Annotated in this window: 21 protein-coding genes; 13 read left to right on the top strand and 8 right to left on the bottom strand. The window is 45.4% G+C overall.

The annotated features are described in order from the left end of the window. Positions 1-96 precede the first annotated feature (96 nt). Positions 97-1,887, top strand: coding sequence for a bifunctional protein-serine/threonine kinase/phosphatase (locus tag ACED59_RS03945; RefSeq protein WP_029223721.1), 1,791 nt, complete (start codon positions 97-99; stop codon positions 1,885-1,887). A 75-nt stretch (positions 1,888-1,962) separates the two neighbouring features. Here the strand turns inward: ACED59_RS03945 and cra are convergent, their stop codons facing one another. Continuing rightward, positions 1,963-2,967: a catabolite repressor/activator gene (gene cra / locus ACED59_RS03940; RefSeq protein WP_009844886.1), complete on the bottom strand. Its 1,005-nt coding sequence runs from the start codon at positions 2,965-2,967 to the stop codon at positions 1,963-1,965. Between the two features lie 403 nt (positions 2,968-3,370). On the opposite strand from cra, the gene fruB reads away from it, so the two are divergent. From fruB to fruA, 3 genes are read left to right on the top strand one after another with little or no spacing between them, the layout of a single operon-like run. Beyond that, positions 3,371-4,504 (top strand): fused PTS fructose transporter subunit IIA/HPr protein, encoded by a 1,134-nt coding sequence (gene fruB / locus ACED59_RS03935; RefSeq protein WP_017096323.1) that lies wholly within the window; start codon positions 3,371-3,373, stop codon positions 4,502-4,504. Positions 4,505-4,513: 9 nt separating this feature from the next. Next, positions 4,514-5,491, top strand: a complete 978-nt coding sequence (gene pfkB, locus ACED59_RS03930; RefSeq protein ID WP_017096324.1) for a 1-phosphofructokinase — start codon at positions 4,514-4,516, stop codon at positions 5,489-5,491. A gap of 15 nt (positions 5,492-5,506) precedes the next feature. Continuing rightward, positions 5,507-7,267, top strand: coding sequence for a PTS fructose transporter subunit IIBC (gene fruA, locus ACED59_RS03925; RefSeq protein WP_017096325.1), 1,761 nt, complete (start codon positions 5,507-5,509; stop codon positions 7,265-7,267). Between the two features lie 116 nt (positions 7,268-7,383). Here fruA and ACED59_RS03920 read toward each other — a convergent pair whose 3' ends face one another. The 4 genes from ACED59_RS03920 to ACED59_RS03905 all read right to left on the bottom strand — a co-directional run bounded on the left by ACED59_RS03920 (position 7,384) and on the right by ACED59_RS03905 (position 13,640). Then, a complete protein-coding gene (locus ACED59_RS03920; protein ID WP_017096326.1) occupies positions 7,384-8,316 on the bottom strand; it encodes a helix-turn-helix transcriptional regulator in 933 nt (310 codons plus the stop codon). 104 nt (positions 8,317-8,420) lie between these two features. Continuing rightward, positions 8,421-11,588, bottom strand: a complete 3,168-nt coding sequence (locus ACED59_RS03915) for an efflux RND transporter permease subunit (RefSeq protein ID WP_017096327.1) — start codon at positions 11,586-11,588, stop codon at positions 8,421-8,423. Beyond that, on the bottom strand, positions 11,585-12,763 hold the full coding sequence (locus tag ACED59_RS03910; protein ID WP_017096328.1) for an efflux RND transporter periplasmic adaptor subunit: 1,179 nt from the start codon (positions 12,761-12,763) through the stop codon (positions 11,585-11,587). Before ACED59_RS03910 ends, ACED59_RS03915 begins: the two co-directional genes overlap by 4 nt. Continuing rightward, the gene (locus ACED59_RS03905; RefSeq protein WP_032499540.1) at positions 12,753-13,640 is read right to left on the bottom strand and encodes an ABC transporter six-transmembrane domain-containing protein; all 888 of its coding nucleotides are present in this window, start codon (positions 13,638-13,640) and stop codon (positions 12,753-12,755) included. Before ACED59_RS03905 ends, ACED59_RS03910 begins: the two co-directional genes overlap by 11 nt. Positions 13,641-13,820: 180 nt before the next feature. Here ACED59_RS03905 and ACED59_RS03900 point away from each other — a divergent pair, with 180 nt between their 5' ends. From ACED59_RS03900 to ACED59_RS03880, 5 genes are all read left to right on the top strand, one after another. Further along, on the top strand, positions 13,821-14,468 hold the full coding sequence (locus tag ACED59_RS03900; protein WP_017096330.1) for a hypothetical protein: 648 nt from the start codon (positions 13,821-13,823) through the stop codon (positions 14,466-14,468). Between the two features lie 11 nt (positions 14,469-14,479). Continuing rightward, a complete protein-coding gene (locus ACED59_RS03895; RefSeq protein WP_017096331.1) occupies positions 14,480-15,391 on the top strand; it encodes a sterol desaturase family protein in 912 nt (303 codons plus the stop codon). An 8-nt stretch (positions 15,392-15,399) separates the two neighbouring features. Beyond that, the gene (locus ACED59_RS03890; RefSeq protein WP_012600901.1) at positions 15,400-16,074 is read left to right on the top strand and encodes a response regulator transcription factor; all 675 of its coding nucleotides are present in this window, start codon (positions 15,400-15,402) and stop codon (positions 16,072-16,074) included. Continuing rightward, positions 16,071-17,363, top strand: coding sequence for a sensor histidine kinase KdpD (locus tag ACED59_RS03885; RefSeq protein WP_017096332.1), 1,293 nt, complete (start codon positions 16,071-16,073; stop codon positions 17,361-17,363). The genes ACED59_RS03890 and ACED59_RS03885 overlap by 4 nt, the downstream gene beginning before the upstream one ends. An 87-nt stretch (positions 17,364-17,450) precedes the next feature. Further along, positions 17,451-17,603 carry a hypothetical protein gene (locus tag ACED59_RS03880; protein ID WP_009844874.1) on the top strand — a complete coding sequence of 51 codons (153 nt, stop codon included), beginning with the start codon at positions 17,451-17,453 and terminating at the stop codon, positions 17,601-17,603. 110 nt (positions 17,604-17,713) lie between these two features. Here the strand turns inward: ACED59_RS03880 and ACED59_RS03875 are convergent, their stop codons facing one another. Then, positions 17,714-18,037 carry a DOPA 4,5-dioxygenase family protein gene (locus tag ACED59_RS03875; protein ID WP_012600903.1) on the bottom strand — a complete coding sequence of 108 codons (324 nt, stop codon included), beginning with the start codon at positions 18,035-18,037 and terminating at the stop codon, positions 17,714-17,716. Positions 18,038-18,219: 182 nt separating this feature from the next. Then, positions 18,220-19,077, bottom strand: coding sequence for a glutathione-dependent disulfide-bond oxidoreductase (gene yghU / locus ACED59_RS03870; protein WP_017096344.1), 858 nt, complete (start codon positions 19,075-19,077; stop codon positions 18,220-18,222). Between the two features lie 275 nt (positions 19,078-19,352). Here yghU and ACED59_RS03865 point away from each other — a divergent pair, with 275 nt between their 5' ends. Then, positions 19,353-19,697: a YajD family HNH nuclease gene (locus ACED59_RS03865; RefSeq protein WP_004730279.1), complete on the top strand. Its 345-nt coding sequence runs from the start codon at positions 19,353-19,355 to the stop codon at positions 19,695-19,697. A 189-nt stretch (positions 19,698-19,886) separates the two neighbouring features. On the opposite strand, the gene ACED59_RS03860 is transcribed toward ACED59_RS03865, so the two are convergent. Next, positions 19,887-20,267, bottom strand: a complete 381-nt coding sequence (locus tag ACED59_RS03860; protein ID WP_004730275.1) for a hypothetical protein — start codon at positions 20,265-20,267, stop codon at positions 19,887-19,889. A gap of 594 nt (positions 20,268-20,861) precedes the next feature. Between ACED59_RS03860 and ACED59_RS03855 the strand changes: the two genes are divergently transcribed. The 3 genes from ACED59_RS03855 (at position 20,862) to ACED59_RS03845 (ending at position 26,342) form a co-directional block, all read left to right on the top strand. Next, positions 20,862-22,100: an OFA family MFS transporter gene (locus ACED59_RS03855; protein WP_017079765.1), complete on the top strand. Its 1,239-nt coding sequence runs from the start codon at positions 20,862-20,864 to the stop codon at positions 22,098-22,100. 77 nt (positions 22,101-22,177) lie between these two features. Continuing rightward, positions 22,178-23,839: a VRR-NUC domain-containing protein gene (locus ACED59_RS03850; protein ID WP_017096345.1), complete on the top strand. Its 1,662-nt coding sequence runs from the start codon at positions 22,178-22,180 to the stop codon at positions 23,837-23,839. 148 nt (positions 23,840-23,987) lie between these two features. Next, entirely contained in the window at positions 23,988-26,342 is a 2,355-nt protein-coding gene (locus ACED59_RS03845; protein ID WP_017096346.1) for a fatty acid cis/trans isomerase, read from the top strand. The last annotated feature ends 64 nt before the right edge of the window (positions 26,343-26,406 follow it).

The raw sequence follows: 26,406 nt of genomic DNA, 5'->3' as shown, positions 1-26,406 counted from the left end.
CTTCGTTCAGAGGCTCTACGTTCACTAGAGCTTTTGTTCTTCCTAGGATGTTCTGTCAAGGAAGCGGGAAGAAGAACAGTTAAAAGAAGACCAGTTATGACAATTTCATTCAGCCAAGGGCAAGTCGTCACACCGGAATCAAGCAATCGGCTCACACTCAAGTTTGGTGGTTATTCGAATAAAGGCGTACGTGACGAAAACCAAGACGCCATCATTGTAAAACACCCGAAGACTCGTGCAGAGCAAGAGCTAAAAGGCAGTGTTGCTTGTATAGCCGATGGCGCAAGTTGCAGTGAACACGGCCAGAAAGCCAGTCACACCAGCGTGATGCAGTTTATTGATGACTACTACGCCACGCCAAATAGCTGGAGCATTCAGCGCTCGGCTCAAAAGGTCTTAACGTCCCTCAACTCTTGGCTGTTCAACACGTCTGTTTCTAATATTCATCCCGCACAACAAGTTAACCACAATGCGCTCGTTTCCACCTTTAGCAGCGTGATATTGAAATCGAACACCGCACATATATTCCATGTCGGTGACAGTCGTATTTACTTACTAAGAGATGGAGAATTACGCCAACTAACCCGTGACCATACACGTAAAACTATGGGGCAGAAGCATTACCTAACGCGAGCTTTGGGGATGGATAATCAACTCAACGTTGACTACCAAACCCTGCCTATCAAGAAAGACGACTGCTTTATCCTGACTTCTGACGGCGTGCATGAATTTGTTGCTCCCAATACTTTCAAAGAACACATCAATAGACCTGGAGCGGATTTCGAATACGCCGCACAAACGATCTGTAACACCGCTTTAAGCCACAACAGTTCAGACAACGTGAGCTGCTTGATTGTGCAGGTCAGTCACCTACCTACACCTTCGCTCATCGAGTTCCATGAAAAACTGGCTAAACGTGCTATCCCACCCGCTTTAAAGCTCGGGCAAAGTATCGACAACTTTATGGTACTTGAGGTGTTGTATGCAGGCTCTAGAAGCCATGTGTATCGTGTGATGCAGAAAGAGACACAAACCGAGTTCGTGCTAAAAGTCCCTTCCGTTCAATACCACGATAGCCCGTCGCAACTGAGAGCCTTCTTTAATGAACAATGGGCGGGGATCTTACTGAACAATAAGAAAGTAATGAAGGTCTACCCAACGCCAGAGAACTCGCAATTCTTATATCAAATCTGCGAATGGGTTGAAGGCATCACGCTAAGACAATGGATGTACGACAATCCAAAACCGTCACTCAATGAAGTACGCGACATACTAGAAAAAATCACGCAAGGTATTCGAGTATTACAACGCGCAGACATGGTGCACCGAGATTTAAAGCCCGAGAACATTATGCTTCAACATGATGGTGAGATAAAAATCATCGACCTTGGCGCTGTATTAGTCAGAGGACTTGAAGAGGGAGAGCTCGCAGACAAAGACGACACTCCATTAGGTGCGGTCAATTACATTGCACCCGAGACCATCAAACATAACACCGCGACCACCAGCTCAGATTTGTTCTCTATCGCTGTGATCGGCTATGAGATGCTAACCGGTGAATTGCCCTACTCTGAAATGACCGCACAATCACTTAAGCAATCTCGTCATCATCAGTGGGAATACCAACCCATCACTCAAAAACGAACTGACTTACCAAGCTGGGTGGATTTGGTGTTACAAAAAGCCTGCGCCGAATCGCCGAGCGAGCGTCATCAAGTGTTGGGGGATTTTGTGGCAGACCTTTACACGCCAAACCAAAGTTTGGTGAAAAGCAAAGCCAAGCAACCTTTGATAAACCGAAATCCAATCCAGTTTTGGAAGGTGTTGGCTTTGTTGCTCGGCATTGTTGCCATTGTAGAGTTGGGCTTATTACTTAATTCAAGTTAAGTGTCCAAGTTCGAGTTAACTCCAAGTTCGAGCTAAGTGTCCAAGTCTAACCTAGCTTGTTTAAACTAACTGGAATTAGCCTCGTCTCACTAAACTTCTCGGCACGAGTTCAATACCCGCTTGGTAACGCTTAGCGGATGCATTTAACGCCAAAGCAAAAGCGCTGTCGGCAATTACTTCAAACTGCTGCGGCAGTGAATGGACTTTAAAAGGCAAGAAGTCGAGCAGTCGGTTATCACCAAAGGTTGCCAGTTTTACTTGATTAATCAGCTCTGGTTTTTCAACCATTACATCCAACACACCCTCTAACAAGGTGTAAGACATAGTCACAATCGCATCAGGAACCGTGCCTTTTGCAATCCAACCCTCAAAAACCTCTCGCCCAGATTCCCTATCAAAGTGCTCACCATAACCCACAACCATCGGCTTGTTTTCTGCGAGCCCTGTTTGTTGAGTATGTGCTTTATTCGCAGCTTCAAAACCTAGGTGACGTTCGCGTGAGATATTTAGATCAGGAAGTGCGCCTATCAAACCAACACTATGAATATTGTCATCGAGAATCGAATGCGTCAGTTCAAATGCGGCTTCGAAATCTTCACTGAGTACGCAAGCAAAGTGCTCATCATCTAACGGACGGTCAATTGCGATCACAGGCGTTCCTGAGTTTTGCAACTTTAAGTAGAACTCGTTGGCGTCTGGCATTGAGCTCGCAACCAGCAAGGCATCAATACGACGACTTACCAAAGCTTCAGCCACTTTTCGTTCTGTTTCAGCATCATCATCAGAACAACCAATCAATATCTGGTAGCCCACTTTGCGTGAATTCTGCTCTATCAATTTTGCCAAACGCGCGTAACTGCTGTTTTCCAGATCCGGAATAATCAAACCAAATGAACGGCTATTACCAGCGCGCAACGACGAAGCGGCGTGGTCTGGACGGTAATTATATTCTTCTACAACCGCCATGACTTTCTGTTGAGTCTTTTCACTGATTCTGTATTTCTGCGCCTTGCCGTTGATGACATAACTGGCTGTGGTTTTCGATACTCCAGCCAACTTAGCGATTTCATCAAGTGTCATATGAGTGACCTGTATTTTGTGCGTAGGATCATATAACGAATGATCTGATCCCTGGATTAGTTGAATTATATGCTGAATCGATTCAGTATAAAAGCTGAAAGGATTCAGCAAAATCTGAAAAGTGACTTCAATCATCCTTTTGAATGAATTGAGCGTCATTTGTTGTTAATAAGCTTTCGTTATTTAGCTTTTCGCTATCCACGAATCAAACCGAATTAACGACACGCAGCAAAACTATTTTGAAAATCGAAATTGGCTTTGCTGAATTTTTTTACACTGAATGCTGAACCGATTCAGCTCAGATAAAACAAAGAGCAAAGCAAAGAGTAAAGTTCACTAATTCTTGCTCTAGTTGGAATCGTAACGACACACAAATTCTCAAGCGATACGCTAAAGAGGCACCATGCTTAAATTATCAAAATCTGACATCACTCTAGGCCAAACGGCCAATGATAAGTTCCAAGCAATCCAAAATATTGCAGGCGACCTAACAGCCAAAGGCTTAGTTGACTCTGGCTACGTTGAAGGAATGCTGAACCGTGAAAACCAGAACTCTACGTTCCTTGGCAACGGTATCGCGATTCCTCATGGAACGACTGACACTCGTGGCCTAGTGAAAGAGACAGGCGTTGCGGTACACCACTTCCCTGAAGGTATTGATTGGGCAGACGGAAACCGTGTTTACGTTGCGATTGGTATTGCAGCTAAATCTGATGAGCACTTAGGCATTCTTAAGCAACTGACCAAAGTGCTAGCGGCAGACGGTGTTGAAGAGAAATTAAAGCAAGCAAAATCAGAAGACGAAATCATCGCCCTACTTAATGGCGAAGTTCAGCTAGAAGCAGACCTAGACGCTTATTTAGTTCAGCTGCTGTTCCCTGCAAGCGACATGATTCAAATGTCGGCAGTTGCGGGCGGCCTACTTAAGAACACAGGTTGCACAGACAATGCATTCGTTGCTGACTTAGTAACAAAAACACCGACTCACCTAGGCCAAGGCTTGTGGTTGTTGGGCAGCGATAAAGGCGTAACTCGCACTGGCGTATCTTTCGTTTCAACAGCGAACGATTGCGAATACGAAGGCACACCAGTTAAAGCATTGGTGGCATTTGCTGCTTGTAACAGCGCTCACCAATCTATTCTGGCAAACCTAAGCAAGATGGTTTTCGAAGGTAAACAGCAACAACTGTTAACCGCTGACGCAGCACAAGTGATTGGCCTTCTAAAAGGTGAAGCGGTTTCTACAGCTTCTCAAGACGACGACAACTGCGCGGTATTCAAAATCAAAAATGCACACGGCCTACACGCTCGTCCGGGCGCAATGCTAGTCGCTGAAGCGAAGAAGTTCGAATCAACTATCCGCGTATCAAACCTAGATGGCGATGGAAAAGAAGTGAACGCGAAGAGCTTGATGAAAGTAATCGCGCTTGGCGTTAAACACGGCCATCAGCTTCAGTTTGTTGCTGAAGGTGAAGATGCAGCTCAAGCACTTGAGTCTATTGGCAAAGCTATCGCTTCTGGCCTTGGCGAAGGTTAGGAAATCGATATGTCTGATAAACAAATCAAAGCCGTTACCGTAACCCTAAACCCTGCTCTGGATCTGACAGGTAGCATCGATGTGCTAAACGTAGGTTCAGTTAGCTTGGTGAACAAAAGCTCACTGCATGCAGCGGGTAAAGGCGTAAACGTAGCAAAAGTACTTTCAGAGCTTGGCGCTAAAGTCACCGTAACAGGTTTCCTTGGTCGCAATAACGAAGAACCGTTCTGCCAACTGTTCGAACAGATGGGCGCAACTGACCGCTTTATTCGTGTCGACGGCGCAACTCGCATCAACGTGAAGTTAGTAGAAGAAAGTGGTCAAGTTAGCGACATCAACTTCCCTGGCGTAGCGGTAACACCGATTGCCATCGAGCAGTTTGAGCGCACTCTATTCGGGTTAGCTGAAGACCACGAATATTTCGTGATTGCAGGCAGCTTACCTCAGGGTATTTCACCTATGTTATGCGCATCGTGGATTCAGAAACTTCACGATATGGGCAAGAAAGTGTTGTTCGACAGCAGCCGTGATGCACTTAAAGCGGGACTCGATGCACAACCATGGCTGATCAAGCCAAACGATGAAGAGCTATCTCAGTTATTCAACGCCGAACTAACTACACGCGACCAATGCCAACACGCAGGCCAAGCCCTAAGTGAAAAAGGCATCGATAACATCGTTGTGTCACTTGGTGCTGAAGGTGTGATGTGGCTTAACCAAGGTGAGTGGTTACACGCTCAACCACCGCGCATGCAAGTAGTAAGCACGGTAGGTGCAGGTGACACCTTAGTTGCAGGCCTATGTTGGGGTCACATGCAACAGATGCCAAAACCAGAACTTATTCAATTCGCAACCGCCCTATCTGCTCTAGCAGTTTCACAGGTAGGCGTGGGTGTAACCAGCCAACAAGAGCTGGATTCAGTACGACAAAATATCCAATTACAGGCGCTTAGTGCTCCAACTAGTCAGTTAGACACAAGTAAATAGGACAAAGGGATTATTATGAATATTACCATCATCACAGCTTGCCCAAGTGGCGTAGCAAACAGCATCATCGCAGCAGGCTTGTTAGAGCAAGCTTCAAAAACACTGGGTTGGAACGCCGCTATTGAATGTCAATCTAGCGTATTACCTAACTCTCCAGTATCACAAGACACGATCGACAGCAGCGACGTTGTCGTTATTGCTGCCAACACAAACGTTGATAAAGCGCGCTTTGTTGGCAAAAAAGTGTACCAAGCAGCTATCTCTGAATGCACAGCAGATGCAAAAGCATTTCTAGAGAAAGCGGTAGCAGAAGCAACGGTATTAGACGCTGCTCAAGTTGAAAAAGCAGTTACCGTTACTAGTACTTCAACAAACTCTTCTACAACAGTAAGCACAGGCAGCAAGAAGATCGTAGCGATTACCGCTTGCCCGACTGGCGTTGCACACACCTTTATGGCAGCAGAAGCACTTGAAGCAGAAGGCAAACGCTTAGGTCACCAGATCAAAGTGGAAACTCGCGGCTCAGTAGGTGCGAAAAACCAACTGACAGACCAAGAAATCGCAGACGCTGATCTTGTTATCATCGCTGCCGACATCGACGTTCCTCTTGATCGTTTTAACGGCAAAGCGCTATACAAAACCACAACAGGTCCTGCTTTGAAGAAAACAAAGCAAGAGATGGAAAAAGCATTCGCTGAAGCTAAGCCATACCAGCACACAGCGTCTTCAAATTCAGTGCCTGCTGATGAGAAGAAAGGTGTGTACAAGCACCTAATGACAGGTGTATCTCACATGCTTCCTGTGGTTGTTGCGGGTGGTTTGATCATCGCACTGTCTTTCGTATTCGGTATCGAAGCGTTCAAAGAAGAAGGTACATTAGCAGCAGCATTGATGACTATCGGTGGTGGTTCTGCATTCGCACTGATGATTCCTGTTCTTGCTGGTTTCATTGCATTCTCTATTGCAGACCGTCCGGGTCTGGCTCCAGGTCTAATTGGCGGTATGTTGGCTAGCTCAACAGGTGCAGGTTTCCTAGGTGGTATCGCAGCGGGTTTCATTGCGGGTTACGCAGCAAAATTCATTGCCGACAAGGTTCAACTTCCACAGTCCATGGAAGCCCTCAAACCAATTCTGATCATTCCGTTTATCGCGAGTTTGTTCACTGGTTTGGTCATGATTTACATCGTTGGTGGTCCAGTTTCAGGCGTGATGAGCGCAATGACAGACTTCCTAAACAACATGGGAACGTCTAATGCGATTCTTCTGGGTGTGATTCTAGGCGCAATGATGTGTTTCGACCTTGGTGGTCCAGTAAACAAAGCGGCTTACACGTTCGGTGTTGGTCTATTGGCTTCACAAACTTACGCACCAATGGCAGCAATCATGGCTGCAGGTATGGTTCCGGCTCTAGGTATGGGCCTTGCAACTTTCCTAGTGAAAGACAAGTTTGAAGCAGGCGAGCGCGAAGCAGGTAAAGCATCATTCGTTCTTGGACTATGTTTCATCTCTGAAGGTGCAATCCCATTCGCAGCGAAAGACCCAATGCGTGTTATCCCAGCATGTATGGCAGGTGGCGCACTAACGGGCGCTCTATCAATGATGTTTGGTGCACAACTAATGGCTCCACACGGCGGCTTGTTCGTACTGCTAATTCCTGGCGCTATCTCTCCAGTTCTTATGTATCTAGTGGCGATTGCAGCAGGTACAGCGGTAACAGGTTTTGGTTACGCAGCTCTTAAAAAGATGAGCGATTCTAAAGTGACTGCAGAGGCTTAATCCCCCTACTCTGTTTAGCGGGTAAAGCTGACTAACAGAGGCTCTTGATAAAACAGTCCCTTGGTAAAACTGTTCCTTGGTAAAGCAAAAGGCTCCTCAATTGAGGAGCCTTTTTATTATTCGTTGTCTTGGGTCGCTAACACAGGCAACTGGAAAGAGAAGGTCACCCCTTCCACATCGTCATCATCAATCTGACGAATCATCTCTACCAAATAACCTTGCACATCTAACTTCAAACCTTGTTGCTCAACCGCCTTAAACAAAGCTTCTAAGGCCGTGCTGTACGCCACATCTGAAACCAGATAAACATCGCTGCATAAGTAGTAGCCTTCAGGAATGGTCATATCGTAACGATCTTTCGCGACTTGCCAATTTCCAATTTCAGCGTCGATGTCGTCCCATTTATTATTCATTTGCTTGATCGGCGTAGTGCCCATCAAGTGAGTCGACTTCTGACCATAGATTTCAAATACCGTGTCCCAATCAGGATCTTCCAACTTAAGCTTTTGCATTCCGCGTTCTGGATACCAAACTAGCTCTATCGGCATAGACTTAACTAGCTCTTTCTCCATAGAAGACTGCACACCTGGATGTGCTAATTTCTGGATGAAGTCTGCCGTTTCCTTAGGTGTCGCGTTGTAACCCATTTCTCGAATATGTTTTGCTGTAACACCAAGCTCACGCTTGAGCGCCTTGCCTAATGACTGTGACGATGAGTAGCCACAATACTGAGCAATTTCAATCACGCTCCACGGTTCATCGTTGATCAACAAACCGACCGCGATTTGTAACCGAACACGGCTCAGATACTGGCCAGGAGTTTCATTAAACAACTCGGTAAACTGACGATGAAAATGGTAGGGCGAAATCGCGCTCTCGGTTGCGATTTCTTCCCACGTACGACGCTCACCCCACTCTTCATGCATCAAGGTCAGTGCATGCGTAAAGCGTTTTTGAAGATGCTCTGGTAAAGATTCGATCAATGTAAGCTCTGGCACCAGTTTAAAAGCAGGCTCTGAATGCAAAGCAGGTTTGTTCTCTTGCGTCATACAGTCTTAGGTCTCTGGTACATTGGCTTTAGTCTTACTGTCGGTTAGCTTCGCTGAATTGGACAGCTTGGCTTCACTATCGTCTTTGTCTTTTATAAAATCAATCACGAGCGATCCAAAGTGAGTTCTTCTAATGAATCTTGTTTATGTGCTTCTTGTTCGATGAGATTTTCAACTAGCGGCGGCTTGCGACAAAACAAACCAAGCAACACGGGAATCAAAATCAGAGTCACCGCAGTGGCAAACAACTCACCAAACACCAAAGATACTGCCGCTGGCTTTAAGTATTGCGCCTGTTCTGCGGTTTCACTTAGCAATGGTAACAACCCACACACAGTGGTTATCGTGGTTAAGAAAATCGCTCTCAAACGGCTGGTACCCGCAATGACTAACGCTTGCTGTAACGGTACGCCTTGGCGATATTCACTATTAAAACGCGTAATCAGAACTAACGAATCGTTAATCACGATTCCTGTCATGGCCATCATACCGAACATAGAAAGTAAGCTTATCGGCAAACCCATAATGTAATGACCGAAGATCGCGCCTGCAAAACCAAACGGGATTACCGCCATGATGATCAGCGGCTGCCAGTAAGATTTCAAAGGCACAGCCAACAAGGTGTAGATCATCAACAACGTCAGAATCATCGCTGATTTAAAGCCATCCGACACTTCCCCTATCTCTTCAAACTCACCGCCCGCTTTGATGATTACGCTTGGATATTGTAGGTGCAGAGATTCAATCGACTCTTCGAGTTGCTCACGTGTTTTCTCTGGTGATTGTAGGTCGCGGTTCTGCTTCCAATACAGGTTGATCACTTGCTCTCGGTCGCGGCGGTAAACCACTTGCGGTTCTTGCTCATGACGAAACTCAGCAATATCCCCCATCATCACACTTCCGCCATTAGGTAACATGATAAGTGCCTGTTGTAGCTGAGCTAAGGTTCTGCGCTCCTTTCTCGGATATTGCAGAAGCACCTTGGTCTCTTGCCCATTTTCTAACAGGCGATGCACTTCTCTTTCGCCAAACGCTTCGCCTGCTAACTGAGCCAGTTTCGCTTGAGTTAACCCAAGCTGCTGACCATATTGATTCAATACCAAGCGAACTTGCGGTAAACCATCCTGACCGTCGTCGTAAACATCCGATACGCCTTTCAACGAAGCCAAAGTGTCCGCTAGCTCCTCGCTAACGAGAGAAGCAAGCTCACGATCATTGGAAGAGATCGTTAAGAATGTTCCACCAGCAGGCTCCTCTGCCGCGCTGAACTTAACCGAGTAAGCGCCTTCGATTTGACCTGTATTTTCTCTCCATCGCTTCAATAATAAATTACCCGGCAGTGAGCTTAAGGATTCGTTGGTGAGCTCAGCTGTGACTTCGATTTCGCCATAGCCATCAGACCAAGCAAGCAGGTTCACAACAGGCTTTTCCTGTAATGGGTAATCGTCCATTAAACCCTTTTCGACCTGTGTCATCGCTTGCTCAACTTGCAACAAGGCTTGGCGCTGTAAAGGCAACGGAGCGCCATCTTCCAGTTCAATAACCGCGGTGATGTAACGCCCCGGAATTTCAGGGAACAATGCACTGCGAATCGCACCGTTAGACCACATGCCATAAGCCAGTGAGATAACCGCCACAAACCCAAGCAAGGACGCGACTTTGTAGCCAAGTGCAAACTCCAATACTGGCTTGTAGATGTTGAGATTAAACCACTGTAACCCGCCTTGAGCGGCATTCTGAACCTTAGCGAACAAACCCTTTGATGGCTTTTTCACAGAGAGCTGAGCCAAGTGTGACGGCAAGATAAATTTACTTTCGATAAGCGAGAATATCAGCGCAAAGATCACCACTGCTGAAAACCCAGCCAATACTTTGGCTAACTCGTTATTAATCCATAGCATTGGAGAAAACGCAGCGATGGTTGTGAGCACACCAAACACGGTAGCCACTGATACTGAATCAACGCCCTGCCAAGCGGCTGTCTTTCCGTTTAGATTTGAGGAGCCGTTTATATTTAAATTCCCTGAGCTACTGACGTTACCCGTCCGTTTTTCATGTATCGCTTCACCTACAACAACCGCATCGTCCACCAGCACACCGAGTACCAAGATAAAACCAAACAAGGTGATGTCGTTGATGCTGTAGTTGAACAACTGCATTGCTGCCAACGTTCCAGTCAGCGCAATTGGGATGCCCATCGCGACCCAAAAGGCGAGCCTGATTTCAAGAAAGATCCCAAGTAGAACTACGACGATCAATAAGCCTTGCCATGCGTTCTCACTCAAACGAAATAACTGCTCTTCAATGTAAGGTGCCATGTCGGCCATGGTATTCAACTCAATATCCGACGGCAAAATCGCGCGTTGGGCATCAAGCGTTTCACTGATCGCTTCACTGACTTTAAGCAGGTTGTCGGTTTGGCTCGTACTGACCAATAATGCGATGGCGTTAGAGCCGTTGTTACGCACGATAGAACCACTGTATTGGTAGCCACGACTTAACTTGGCGATATCACCCAACAGTATTTTTCCGTTGCTTCCTGAAATCACAACAAGTTGGTTCAACTTCTGTAAATCATCGGCGTAACCGTCACCACGAATCACCATTCGACCTTTGTCACTGATTAGTTCACCGCTACGAGTCTCAAGCGAACGCTGCTCAACGAGCTCTGCGAGGTCTTCTAAGCTCAATCCTAGCGCTTTCAGTTGGTCAGGATCGGGTTCGATAACCAGTTGAGATGTGCGAGTTCCCCAATTTGATACCTTCGAGATACGCGGATTCTTCTTCAGTGCTTGTTCAAGTTGCTTGGCGATGGGTTGCAGTTCGTCATCGGTTCTTGGCCCAGACACCACCACAAACGCCGCCAAATTGGTAAATTCGTTTCGCACAACTTGTGGTCTGTCCACTTGCACGGGAAAACCATTGATCGCGTTGACTTGATTACGAATGTCGTCCAGAAGCTTGTCTAAATCTGTGCTGCTGGTTTTACGAACCATGACCTGAGAAATCCCAGCACTCGACTGACTGGTGATCTGTTTGATGCCTGCAATACCACTGATTGACTCTTCGATTCGCTGCGTAACACTCTTATCGATCTGTTGCGCCGTACCGCCAGGGTAAGTAACGCTGATACTGATGGAAGACGGTGCTATTTGTGGGAACGACTCGACACGCAATTGTCCAAACGCAAACACACCACTGATAACAATCGCCATCATCAATAAATTGGCAGCAACAGGGTTATTGATAAACCATTTGGTCATCCAACTCATTGGTTTACCCCCTCAATCTGTTCATCGTCAGATTGGCTCGCGATCATGGATTCTGAACGATCATCTTGATAAAAGTTAGGCTCGACTTGCTTACCAATTAACATTGAAGAAAGCGGATATTGCACCACTCTGCGAACCTGTTCACTTTGCTGATTAAACCGAATATCGAGCACCTGATTACCTTGCCCAATCAGGGATACCGACTCTTTACGTAGACGATCATTGCTGTCTAACGTCCACACATATCCGTCTCGTGTCATCGCACTTAAAGGTACACTGACTACGTTATCCTTCAGCCCTAGATTAACCACAGCCTGAACCTGCTGATTTGGAAACAACCTTGGCTTGCTTTGATAAGGCGCCTCAACCGAAAGTACGACTTGTCTTTGGCGAGTGACCGAATCAACTTGCGGCGACACATAGCGCACTTTGGCAGGCCACTGATTTCCAGAACGGTTCACCACAGTGATACTCGGCTCAGTCAGAGCGGCTTGGACTTGTTGCCAATGCATTTCAGAAATCGGCAACTCGATATCAATCGAATCACTAGCGGCCAACTCAAAGGTCACTTGCCCAGCCTCTATCCACTCTCTTGGGCTAATGTGGCGTTTCATGACGACCGCATCAAAAGGCGCGGTGATTACCGACTCTTCCACTAGCTTCTGCGCACTCATATACGCCTGTTTGGCTTGTTTCAGGTTAGCCTTCGCTGCAAGCACCTGGGGCTCTCTGCGCGCAAAAGACGAACTCGTTTTCGGGTTCAGCATTTTTAACGCGACCGTTTGCTCATGCTTAGCTTGCTTCAATTCTAATCCTGCTTGTTTCAATGAGCTCAACGCCTGAGCCAAGTTCGCATCAACCGCGCTAGTATCTAACCTTGCTAACACATCGCCTTTGTTAACCAAATTCCCCGGTTCAACGCTTTCATCTAGCCATTTCAACTGTGCGCTACTGGATGCTTTCAACTGCACAGGCCAACGCGCAGCAGTTACACCTAATACCGTTAACGTCGATTGATGCTGTGATGGTGTTACCTCTAACACTGAAACTGGGGCAAGGACGGCTTCTTTCTTCACTGGCTGGGTAGCTTCAGGTTCCAATTCATCAACGACAACCAACGCGATAAAGATGGCTGCGCAACCGACTAATACAGAAAGTGGCTTTTTAAATTTCATGAGGTATCCCCTTGGTAACCTGTTGAGTGGAGGTGTGATTAAGGCGCTGACTGATTTCAGTGAGACGAGAAAGGGTTTGTAGCGTGATTGGTAGCATCACTGCGGTTTCAACAAACTCCAGTGAATAAGTGACGATGGAGAACACTTGACCAGCCGTCGGCTCGATAAGCTGACTCACCATCCATAAATTGCCGATGACCGCGCCAAACAACACGATAAAAATCAGCCCATAGACAACAGCTTCGGTATCAGACAGTTTGATTTCACACTGTTTTAGGCGCTCAAAGTGCCAACGAAGTGCAGATAAGCGAACACCACTCAGCAACTTCACTTGCTGTTCAACTTGGTCGTTAAATTGGCCATTGAGTCGTGTAAAGGTTCGGTGAAATACGCCGTAGATAACCAGCATCGACAACCCTGCAAACAACATGCAAAGCGCCAATGAGAAGTGAAACGTTGAGAGGATAACCACCGTCGCGACCAGCTGAACTATCGCGGTCATCAAAGTAGGCAAATCATCTTCTAGGAAATCAACCAGCTCACGAGACATGGTTAGCCGGGCGTCTTTGGTCGAAATAGACAAACCGCGCAGGTTACGCTCAACAAGGTTTGCCAGTTTTACGCGAATAGCACCATACACACGGGTATCGTAAAAACGGCGAACGACACTGATGATCACCAGTACAAAAAGAATCAGTGCCAACATCATCAAAGGCTGAAAGCTTTGGTTTAGCACTCCGTCTATGGCGTAACCAATAAACAGTGGCAGCAGAATAAGCATCACGTTTTCAGCCAGTACCATTAACCAAGTCGCGGCGACCTTTAATGGATTAAGCCGAATAATCGTCAGCAGAGAGATGGGATGTTTGAATAGCATTATTGAGCCCATAAATGAATATGGCGCCAGTATTACCAATCCAACATGGAAAAAAGTGTCCCAAATTGCTGTATTAACAAATTAGACGACAGACTCGCTTAGTCACTAGCTCGGTTACCTTTTGTTTACCTCGCCTCCTTTATTGTCCTTGATAAGAAAAATGAACAACAAGGAAAGAGCATGAAATTATTCGCTTCATTACTCACGACAGTCGGTATTACTGGTGTTGTCTGGGGGGTATTACATATTCAGCCAGCGGTTGCGGATGCTTCGACGGAGCAGCCAATTAATTCGACAGCACAGCCAATTAAAAAGGCATCAACAGCTGAGACGGCAGTAACTCAATCAGTAATAGCTCAGTCAGAAGCAACTAAGCCCGTAGAGGTAAAACCACAAGTCACTGCAAACACGACTTATCTGCAAGGTTTGAGTAAGACAATTCCTTTAGAAGACGTGCCAAACCTATGGGTGGATTTCTACCAGAACCTCGAATCCGATGACGAAGAGGTCGCACAGCAACAGCAACAGCAAGTCATCGTCGTCTATCAAGACATCAGCTTAGATTTCAGCGAAGCAACAATCATGATTGGCTTCCCGACTCAGCAATCAAAATTAAATAAAAACAAGCTCTTAATTAAGCTCCCGAACAAAGTCAAAGGCACGCTTCTACTAGGTAAAGGCGAACATACCGAACAGGAATTAGCACAAGCTTGGGAAGGTATCGCGATATTAAAAGAAGTGGACATGGTTATAGAGCACCACCAACTGAATCAGTATGGGTTGCCAGATTCTAGTGAGTTATACGTCTATTATAAGAACAATCAGTGAAGGATTTAGTTATGGATTTCACTATGGGTAGTATTGGGAATTTTCTCTCTCAAACATTCACAGAAACGAGCATCATCCTTACTGAGACTTGGGTAGACGACAACTTTCTATTGCTTGCTCTGGCTCTGTTTATCTTTGAGCTTATCCGCTATGCCTTTAAGAAAAAGCTCAGCTGGAATATGTTGGTAGACAGCGCGACCAACTTAGTCACTTTGTTCTTCTTGTTGGTGACCCTTTTCTTTGTCGGGTTAGCCTATGTGGGCACGTTTGTTTACGCCTACGAGAATTTCAGCCTAACTCAGCTACCGATATCCGGTTGGACAATTCTTGGTTGCTTGATCTTGGCCGATCTCGCGTACTACTGGGAGCATAGGTCCTTGCACAGCAACGGTTTAGCTTGGGGAACGCACTCAGTTCACCATAGCTCGCCTTACTTTAATATATCTGTCGCTTACCGATTCGGGCCTTTAGATTGGTTCTTCCCGTTCTTTTTCCACTTGCCGTTGATTCTGCTCGGCTTTAACCCGTTTGTGGTTCTGATGTGTGAAACCTTTGTGCAGCTTTATCAAACGCTATTGCACACCGAAACCGTTAAGCGCCTGCCCCGCCCTGTTGAAGCGGTGTTTAATACGCCTTCACACCATAGAGTGCATCACGCGACCAACAAGCAGTATCTTGATAAGAACTACGCTGGGATCTTTATCATTTGGGACCGCATGTTCGGTACCTTCGCCAAAGAAGAGAAAGAAGTCAGATATGGTGTGTTCCCGAGAATCAACTCTGTGAACCCATTTAAGGTATATTTCCACGGCTACGTTAAACTGTGTCAACAGTTATGGCATGCGCCAAATTGGAATTACCGATTACAAATTCTTATTCAGCCACCGATTTGGGCTTGGAAAAGAGAACGAGAAACAAAGTAAGGACACTTATGAGCATTAACGCCCTGTTGATTGAAGACGACAGTGACTTAGCAGAAGCCATTGCAGACTATATGGAACTCGACGGTTTCGAATTCGATTTTGCCTACAATGGCAGCGCAGGACTCAACCTTGCGTTAGAGGGACGTTATGACATCATTTTGACGGACATCAACATGCCGAAAATGGACGGGCTTGATGTCTGCCAATCACTTCGCCAACAAGGTGTCACGACACCGATCCTAATGTTGACCGCAAGAGACACGCTACAAGACAAGATCGCGGGGTTCGAGGTCGGTTCGGATGACTATCTAGTGAAGCCTTTTGCGATGGAAGAACTCAAAGTACGACTGATGGCGCTGATACGTCGCTCTCAAGGTTCGGTGACGTCGCTGTCTGTGGCAGATCTCAAACTGGACTTGGACAAACACCAAGCTGTTAGAGACGGCAAGCTATTGAAGCTGTCCCCTGTCTGTTGGCGAATGCTTGTGATGTTAGTGCGAAACAGCCCTAACGTGGTGAGCAAAGCCAAGCTTGAAGAAGCATGGGAAGACGAAATGCCAAGCTCTGACAGCGTGAAAGCACACCTGTTTAAGCTTCGACAAGTGGTTGATGCGCCCTTTGACTCAAAACTAATTCACACGATTCATGGTATTGGTGTGGTCTTGCATGAGGAGCCATCATGAAACACGCGAACATGAATCGAGTCAGTATTAAGCGCGACATCTACCTCTATTTATTTGGCATCGTCGTGCTACTGACTGCCATCTACAGTTTGATGGTTTCACAGAGCTACCATATTGGCCTTAATGAATCGGCAAAATATGGATTTCTGTATGAGTTGGAAGTGGCAGAGCAGCAATACATCGAAACAGGGCAACTGCCAGACTACCAAAACCCAACATTCCAAGCATTTCTAAGTTATTCAGATCTGCCCGTTAATTTTCAACAAACCTTTGATTGGAAAGCGTTTGATAACGATGCAATTTATGAACACTACGAGCAATCACCTAACAATGATTCAGGCCAATACCTCTATGCAGCCAAACATCAAGTTTCTGGTAAAGACGAAGCCTTGTACATCATTTCTGAATACGACGAAGCCATCTACTTGAATCTATTCGAGCTCAACCCACCCGATTCCGTGAACCAAATTAACAACGCCTTCATTGCCATCGGCGCCCTTTTACTCTTGGTATTTTTAATCATTCGCCTACTGATACATCGAGTCACCAAACCGATTATTACGCTATCAAAATGGTCTGAATCTATGGACGTGGACAACACTGAAGGGCTTGCTCAGTTTCGGTATAAAGAAATCGACCAGTTAGCTTCCCAACTAATTAAAAGCGTACAAGGTGAACGCCAAGCCAATGAACGTGAAAGCTTTTTCTTAAGAGCAGCCAGCCACGAACTAAGAACACCGATTGCCACTATTGCAGCCAGTGGCGATATGCTGGTTCGGTTATCTGAAACTATCCCTAACAGTGGCCAACGAGCGGTAGCGCGAATCCAACGTTCGGCCACCAACATGAAAGCCTTGGTAACGACTCTGTTGTGGATGAGTCGTAATAGCGAAATGGAAACCAACTATGAGCAAATCAAGCTGACTCCCCTGCTCAACAACATCATCGAAAGCCAACGTTACCTCCTCAAAAACAAAGAAGTAGAGATCCACACCAAGGTCGACCAAGGCGAGCACTCCCTTCCCCGTGAGTTAACAGAAGTTGTGCTCACCAACTTGGTCCGAAATGCATTCCAACACGGTGGTAGCGGAGATATCAGTATCACACTGACAGAACATCAGTTTGAGGTAACCAACCGTTTGGAAGATGAAAACCTAACAAACGACTCTGAACAACAAACCTCTTTTGGTATCGGCCTAGAGCTCATCGATCGCGTGTGTCAGAACCAAGGTTGGCAGTTTACTCATCAAGTTCACAACAATGAGTTCATCGTCAAAGTCATGCTATAGCGATTATCTAAATGGTTATTGTATGGTGACCAAAAGTTTACCCTTGCTTGGTTATGCTAGTCGCACAATCTAGTTAGGAGTTATTTTATGGGCACTTGGATTTTAGAAACACTGTTGTGGGCTGTGGTAACGGTGGCGGTTTGTGTCGCGATTTGGGGACTGTACTTACCTAATATATTAATCGCATTAGGCGTGTCGGTAGCGGTATCGCTGTTACTGGGCAATAGCTGGAGAAGCTAGTTATTTAAGGAAGAGCATAGTTCAAAACATAAGTGAGTATTGGCACACCCGACAGCAGCGATATTTACTAAGTACGTTGATTAGGTACGTACTGTCGGGCGCGAATTAAATTAGCTAGTCAGCGTTTCTTCAAAGACACCCAGTTCACGACCAAGCCATGTCGCTCTTACTGTGTGATCCAAAGTTTCTTCACCGCCAGTTACCGGGTGGATAAGCACCGACATATCACCGCGTTCTTGCTCAAGCCATTCAACAATACCCGACTCTTTGTTTGCAAAGTGAATCTCAAACATCGGCATCTTATGCGGGCCAACCAAACGCTGGATTAATGGGAAAGTCTCTAACACATCTTTACGTTCCGATAGAATTTTCTGACGCAGTGTTTCTGCCTGCTCTGCAAAGCGCAGAGGGAAATAGATATGACCGTGGTACATGGCACCATCCTTTAGAATTATGATGTCGCGATTTTATACCTAAACCGCCTTTAATAGCTAAATCTAAATAAGTGGACTTACTATGGAAAAAATCCGTATGAACAAAAAACTAGAGTTTGAGTTAACGTTGGCCGCTAAAACAAACTCTAGAGATACTGGTGTCGACTATCGTTTTAAAATCACTACGGGCGTAGCTTTAAAACTCGATCAATGTCTTCTGCAGAATGGCGCTCTGGTACTTGCTCCCACTCTTCGCCAAATGAACGGTTAACCACTCGACCGCGCTGGAAACCTTCGCGCGCTTCTAGTTGCTTCGCCCAGCGAACTACGTTGGCGTAAGACTCAACTTGAAGGAATTCAGCGGCATCATATGTTTTACCTAGTACAAGGTTGCCATACCAAGGCCAAATCGCAATATCTGCGACACTAAGCTCTTCGCCTGCCACATACGTGTTATTCGCTAACTGTTTGTCTAATACATCTAGTTGACGCTTCACTTCCATCGCAAAACGGTTAATTGGGTATTCTTGCTTTTCATCGGCGTAAGCGTAGAAGTGACCAAAGCCACCACCTAGGAATGGTGCAGAGCCTTGCGCCCAGAACAACCAATTTAATGTTTGAGTGCGAGCAGCGCCCTCTTTCGGTAAAAAGTGACCAAACTTTTCGGCCAAGTGCATCAAGATGGATGCCGATTCAAAGACATTCACATCTTCGTCACCAGATTTATCAACAAGTGCTGGTATTTTCGAATTCGGGTTTACACCAACAAAGCCAGAAGAGAACTGATCAGCCTCACCGATGTTGATCAAGTACGCATCATATTCAGCTTCTTTAACACCCGCCGCTAACAACTCTTCCAGCAAGATAGTGACTTTTTGACCGTTAGGTGTGCCAAGGGAATACAATTGAAAAGCATGATCACCAAAAGGAAGCTCTTTATCAAAGCGAGCGCCAGATTCAGGACTATTGATATTTGCCCACTTGTTACCACCATCAGTATCATTAACCCAAACTTTTGGCGGTGTGTATTGTTCTGACATGATATTTCCTTATTAATATAGGGTAGCTTTAACTGATATTAGGTCACGCTCCCTTGGTTAAAACCCCTAAATACAATTTCTTTTCAAACTGTTAAGCATGGCTTATTCCAGAAAGACATAACCTGCTTTATGAGATAGCACACGTAAAAGATAAGTGCTCAATCAAACCTAAGCCCCATATCGGTTAGTACGACACGTGATTTAGTCACGACATTCCTACAGCTTCCAGAAAGCTGTGATAAAATCGGGAGATTACAATTGATAAGGATTTGGCAATGTCTTCAGATTACACAGGCTCGAGTGCAGCGTACGCTCGCCAAGAGAAAGGCTACCGCGAAAAAGCACTGAAACTGTACCCTTGGGTTTGTGGTAAATGTGCACGTGAGTTTGTTTACTCAAACTTGAGAGAGCTTACCGTTCACCACGTGGATCACGACCATACAAACAACCCTGAAGATGGCAGCAACTGGGAACTACTGTGCTTGTACTGTCACGATCATGAGCACTCAAAATACACAGACCATGACCGTTACGGCGTTGATGCTAAGGCTCGTTTAGACGACCACCAATCAGCGACGCACAACCCTTTCGCCGATCTAGCGAAGTTGATGAAGAAGTAACACGCGTTAAGACCTGTATTTGCTAGATGATAGCGGCTAGATACTAGATAAATAACAAGAAACCCCAGTATGTCACCATACTGGGGTTTCTTTTATCTGCCTTATAGCTAGAGTTCACTCAAGTTAAGGCCAGATCAAAAAGAGCCTTCCGAAGAAGGCTCTTTTTAGAATTCTGTATTAGGTCTGCAATTATGCAGCCGCTTGCTTGCGAGAGTCTTCTACCTGCTTTGCGCGCTTTTTTAGCGTCAACTTATCGCGGTATGCAAACCAAACGTAAGACACAACCACTAAGAAGAACAGGTATGACAATGAGAAAATGAACGGCGATTGAATGATATCGTTCGAGATACCCCAAGAAACACCGACAACTGTCACTGCAATTTTCGCGAAAAAGCCACACATCAGTAACATTAGAGCTAACTGTGGGAAACGCGTGCTACGGAAAGCTAACCAATAGCAACTACCCACTGCCAATGCAGCAATATAGAAGCCAAACAAGAAAGAGTGGATATGGTCAGCTGCCGCTACACCACCAGAAATTGACATCAATAGAATTAAAAACAGTTTCATAATACTCGCCTCGCCATAAGTTGGAAACGCATCCTTTCAAATTTGGAATCTCAGTTTGCGTACTATTTTCCCACTTTTTTTCAACAACACAACCCCTCTAATCGAACAAAATGTAAGCAAAGGTACCGCCAAAAACCACCTGTAACAACTGGTTAACATTTTGTTTTTAATAAAACTCCGTTACTCCTTGTCTCATATGGACAAAGCTCCACTTCGATTTATTTTGTTACACAAAATTAACCTTAGAAAATAATTAAAATAATTCGTAACTCTGTGATATCCGCACGGAATACGTGGCAATTCAGAAATACTTATCGAAGAACACCTTAAAAAATAGGCTCGCCACGTTAAAAAGAACAAAACAGAAAGGTATTAAATACAATTGCAAAACCAATAAAAAACAACTTATTAACAAGTTTGAGTTTATTTACCAAAAATGGAAAAAGAGATTCCAATCACATTTTTATTGGTTATAATCCGCGCTCTTTTGCGCTGTCTGTTGATAAACGCAAACTAATTTTGAAGAAACAATCACAATAACCCGTCTTTAGTTAAGTGGCTCACCACTAACCAACGACAAAACTGAGAATAAAAATGAGCAAGATTGATAAAGCATCACGTATCCTGCTAGCAGGCTTCTGTATCAACCTTTGTCTTGGCATCCTGTATGCTTGGAGTGTATTTAACAAGGCGCTAGTCACCGAAGCTGGTTGGAGTGCTGCTGAAGCATCTGCACCTTACGCTATTGCAACTATCACATTCTCTGTTTGTCTTCTTGTTGCAGGCATCCTACAAGACCGTATGGGTCCACGTAAGATCCTTATTCTTGGTACAGCGCTTACTGGTCTAGGTATGATTGCTTCTGGTTTCGCTACGACTCCTATGATGCTAAATCTAACGTTTGGTGTGATGACAGGTGCTGGTATCGGCTTTGGTTACGCATGTCTTTCGCCATCAGCAATGAAATGGTTCCATTCTTCGAAGAAAGGTATGGTTAACGGTCTAATCGCTGCAGGTTTTGGTCTTGCTGCTATTTACCTAGCACCACTCACTTCTGCGCTAATCGACAGCATGGGTATCCAAACAAGCTTTATGATTCTTGGTGCCGGCGTACTTGCGATTGCAGTACCTCTAGCAGCAACAATCAACAACCCACCAGCGGATTACACGCCAGCTGAGCCTAAAGTAAAAGCAGGCCAAGCACCTAAGGCAGTTAAGAAGACTGAAGACCTAACTTGGAAAGTAATGCTGAAGACTCCTCAGTTCTACTCTCTATGGATCATGTACGCATTTGCTGCTTCTGTTGGTCTTATGATCATCGGTAACATCACTACGATTGCTAGCGTTCAAGCGAACCTACCAAACGCAGTTTACCTAGCGTCTATCCTTGCTGTGTTCAACTCAGGCGGCCGTGTTGCTGCGGGTATGCTTGCAGATAAAATCGGTGGCGTACGTACTCTACTTCTAGCGTTCATCCTTCAAGGGGCGAACATGGCTCTATTCGCTACGTTCAACTCTGAATTCACGCTAATCATTGGCACGGCTATCGCAGCTGTTGGTTACGGTACGCTTCTAGCAGTATTCCCAACACTTACTGCTGAGTTCTACGGCCTGAAAAACTACGGTACTAACTACGGCGTGCTTTACACGGCATGGGGTATCGGCGGCGCTATCGGTGCAGCAGTTGTTGGTTACTCAATGACAAACGGCGAAGGTTACGGCCTAGCTTACACAATCTCTGCAGCTATGATGGCAGTGTGTATTGTTCTTGCAATCGTCACTAAGCCAATCTCTGAAGCTAAAGTTTCTGAACTAAAAGCATCTCAAGCTTAATCATCAGAAAAGATTGAATTTGTTACTGAAGAGCTTAACCTTAGGGTTAGGCTCTTTTTGTATCAAGCGATGAACCATTGACGATAGAAACCAATCTTCAGCTCCCCCCTACTTATTATCTCGACAACTTCAATCGGTTGGTTGAACACGCTCAAACGCTCTATACCGATCTTCTAAGTGACGATGAATGTCGTTGGTTGTCCGCATACAAACGTCTTTCCGTTTCAAGCCAATGCTTAATGGTTCGTTTGCTTTCTCGTAAAGGCCGTTGGTTTCGCAGCGATAAACTCAACTATGTTGAGATTTCTGATTTGAATACCGCACTACAAGAGCTAAGCACCTCAGGCTTTATTGCGTTAAGTCATCCCACCGAACAACATGACCTTGTCATTAGCAATGTCGAACTAGGATTGCATTTACTCACTAAACCAGAGCTGTTGAGCGCATTTCCATCTCTTAAAAACAATAAGACAGCGAAGAAAGACGAACTCTTGGCGTTACTTGATCACCAACCTTTTGATCAGTTCCAAAACTTGTCGTTCGATTGTATTTACGTTGTCGAATCTCAAGTTATTGATGTTTTGCTGTTACTCTTCTTTGCTAACACCTATCAAGACTTAAGCCAGTTCGTCTTAAGCGATCTTGGGCTCAATACCTTTGAGAACTACCCATTAAGCAAGCAGCGCCGCTTCTTCACTTCAAGAGATCAACTCAATCAACTGATCCAGATGCGCGATATTCAACGCCAATATTCTGAGGGCGACCGTAAAGACCCAGAGTTTCTTGAACTCCTTTTACAATCGATACCCGCTGAATCGGAGCACAGGAGCAGTGCCAGAAAACGATCGCGTTTGATCAACGATATCGCGCGCGATCTAGAAAGGCTCAACCAAAACGACCAAGCTATCTTTTGGTTCAAACAATCTGTACTTCCTCCGAGCAGAGAACGACTTGCGCGCATCTATGACAAGCAAGACGAGTTAGACTTGATGTGTGACATTGTCACGCAAATGAAAGCTACTCCATCGGATGTGTCAGAGTTGGAAGTCGCGGCTAAGCTTGAGCAAAGGTTATTACGCAAGCAAATGTTATCTACAAAGAAGGGGCACAAAGTTTCACGAACCATAAAACCTAACTGCAAAGAGATAAAACTGGAGTTAGACCTAAGCCAAACGCGAGTCGAGCTTGCGGTAACGCAGCACTTTGAAAGCCAAGGATGGAATGTCTACTTCTCTGAGAACAGTTTTTTATGTGGCTTGTTCGGCTTGGCTTTCTGGGAGGTCATTTTTGCAGATGTTGAAGGCGCCTTTATCAATCGATACCAACATCGACCTCTGGATCTGTACCATTCCGATTTCGTAGACAAACGAGCCGAACAGGTCGAAACGGTGTTTCAGACTATATTCAAGCATGGGCCGAACCACTTACTCAATATTTATGACCAGAAGCGCGGTATCGCCAATCCATTTGTTCATTGGAACTACTTCCCCAGATCACTCGTCGAGCACAGTATGGAGGCTATTCCCAACGCCTTGATTGTTGATCTTTTCAAAGTGATATTGAGTGATTTAAAGCTATTTAGAACTGGGATGCCGGATTTGATTGCATTCAAGGACAAAGAGTTTCATTGGATTGAGGTCAAAGGGCCCGGCGATAAATTGCAAGACAACCAGTGGCGATGGATCAAAGAGTTCGAGCGATTATCTGTTCCATTCTCGGTTTACTACGTCAATCATTAGATAGTTGCCTAGTCTCTAGTCTCTAGTCTCTAGTCTCTAGTCTCTAGTAAATAACTTACATCAATATCTTATCTATAAAATAGTCAGAACATGAGCTTTTTCAATCATTTTCGATATAATTAGAGAAAATGCCTAATCTTTAATACGTATGAATTTGAAAAAACTCTTCATTTTAGCTTTTGTTAGCGTCTTCTCAGGTTGTGCCGTCTACGCGGGGTTGAACTTCGATCAGCTCTTTGGTGAACAACAAGTCCGTGATCGCCAAGCGCCTATTCTTTCATCTCAAGCACAGCATTTCATTGACGAAGTCAAACCTATCATTGATAGCCGCTGTGTTGTTTGCCACGCTTGTTATGATGCACCTTGCCAGCTCAAAATGTCTTCAGTTGAAGGTATCGACCGAGGGGCTAGTAAAGCACTCGTTTATCAAGGCACCCGTTTAACCGCCTCAGCCCCTACCCGCCTGTTTGAAGACGCGATAACCACACAAGAGTGGCGTGATGCGGATTTTCATCCAGTGCTTAACGAGCGTATGCAGAATTCAACGGCTAACCTTGATGCTGGGCTTGTTTCTCGTATGTTGATGCAAAAAGAAAATCACCCTCTTCCAGATCAAACGCAACTTGAAGGCTTCGACTTTTCAACCGATCGCGACCAACAGTGTCCAACCATTGAAGAGTACGCTCAATACGAAAGAGATTACCCGACATGGGGAATGCCTTATGGCATGCCGAACTTAGATAAAACGGAATACGCGACTTTAATGAGCTGGTTGGAAAATGGCGCATTAATGAACGACCATATTCCACTGAATGATGCGGAACAAGAGCTCGTTGATATCTACGAGAGCTTTCTCAATAAGAGTGACAATAAAAGCCAGCTTTCAGCACGTTATATCTATGAACATCTGTTTCTATCACACCTCTACTTCTCTGATATAGCTCAGCCAACACGCTTCTTCACCTTGGTTCGTTCTGCGACGCCTCCTGGTGAAGCGGTTCAACGCATCACGAGTCGTCGACCTTACGACGATCCAAAAGTGGATCGGGTTTATTATCGCCTGATTCCAGAGCAAGGCACCATCGTCCACAAAACACACATGCCTTTTGCATTAAATGAAGAACGCCTGAACAATTGGAACACATGGTTTGTGGATGCTCGTTACGCTGTCAAACAACTTCCTAGCTACGCGATTGACGTCGCGGCGAATCCAATGACTTCGTTTGAAGCTCTTCCGGTGAACTCGCGCTTCCATTTCATGCTGGACAATGCACAAAACACCATCATGGCCTTTATCAAGGGGCCGGTGTGTCGCGGGCAGCTGGCACTCAACGTGATCAATGATAGATTCTGGGTACTATTCATCGATCCTGATAAAGCGGATCTGCCTGAAATTAATCAGTTTTATGCCAACCAGAAGCAAAACCTAAAGCTGCCTAGTGAACTAGAAAGCAACACTGTCCCTGTCACAAACTGGGTGAGCTACGCGAAGCAGCAAGCTCGATACCTTAATGCGAAATCAGACTTCACCAATCAATGGTTTGATAGCGGCGTAAATCTAGACACAGATATCATTTGGGATGGCAATGGCACGAACCCTAATGCCGCGCTTACTATCTTTAGACACTTTGATAGCGCTTCAGTTGTTCAAGGTTTAGTTGGCCCACAACCCAAGACAGCGTGGATTCTTGATTACGCCCTTCTAGAACGTATCCATTACCTTCTCGTTGCTGGTTTTGATGTCTACGGTAACTTCGGCCACCAACTGATTACCCGCATGTTTATGGACTTCTTGCGCCTTGAGGGTGAGAGTAACTTCTTGACCCTTCTTCCAAAAGACGTGCGACACATTGAACACTCAAGTTGGTATGAAAACCAAAGCTCACAGTTGAGCGACTACTTGCAGCGCAATATTGCACCTTTTGACCAGCCAACCAACGTGATATACAAAACGACAAATCCTAAGCGTGAACTGCTTAATATGATCAAAGATAAGCTCGCGCCGATCCTCGATAATCGCTTTGATATTGTCGAAACAGGGTTCAGCCGGAAAAACGAAGCTCTGCTCAAACAAGTGAATTTGATTAAGGGAGTTGGTCTGCGTCATGTGCCTCAATTAGTGACGATCATGATTGAAAGCGAGAGCGGCGATGAGCAGCTGTTCACTATGATTCACAATAACGCTCACAGCAACATTTCAAGCCTGTTCAATGAAGAGGGTAATCGAGATTACGCCAATGACGACTTAACACTGGTACGTGGGGTTATAGGTAGCTACCCTGCCGCTTATCTGTCATTAACTGAGCGCGATATACCGACTCTGGTTAAAGCACTGCAAAGCTTGGACACAGAAAAAGATTACGTCGCGTTACTGGATAAGTTTGCAGTACGACGCAGTTCGCCTGAGTTTTGGCCATTCAGCGACCGAGTTCACCGTTGGTATCAACAAGATCAACCGATTGAGTTTGGTTTATTGGATTACAACCGTTTTGAGAATAGATAGTAAAAATAGATAGCGAGTAAACGGTATACCTTGATTCTAGCTTTTGAGCATTGACTATATTGCC

Origin of the sequence: Vibrio sp. FF266 (genome assembly GCF_041439695.1) — a bacterium.
Taxonomy (GTDB): domain Bacteria; phylum Pseudomonadota; class Gammaproteobacteria; order Enterobacterales; family Vibrionaceae; genus Vibrio; species Vibrio tasmaniensis_A.
The sequence above is the reverse complement of the archived record's forward strand: the minus strand, read 5'-3'. Positions and strand labels throughout refer to the sequence as shown.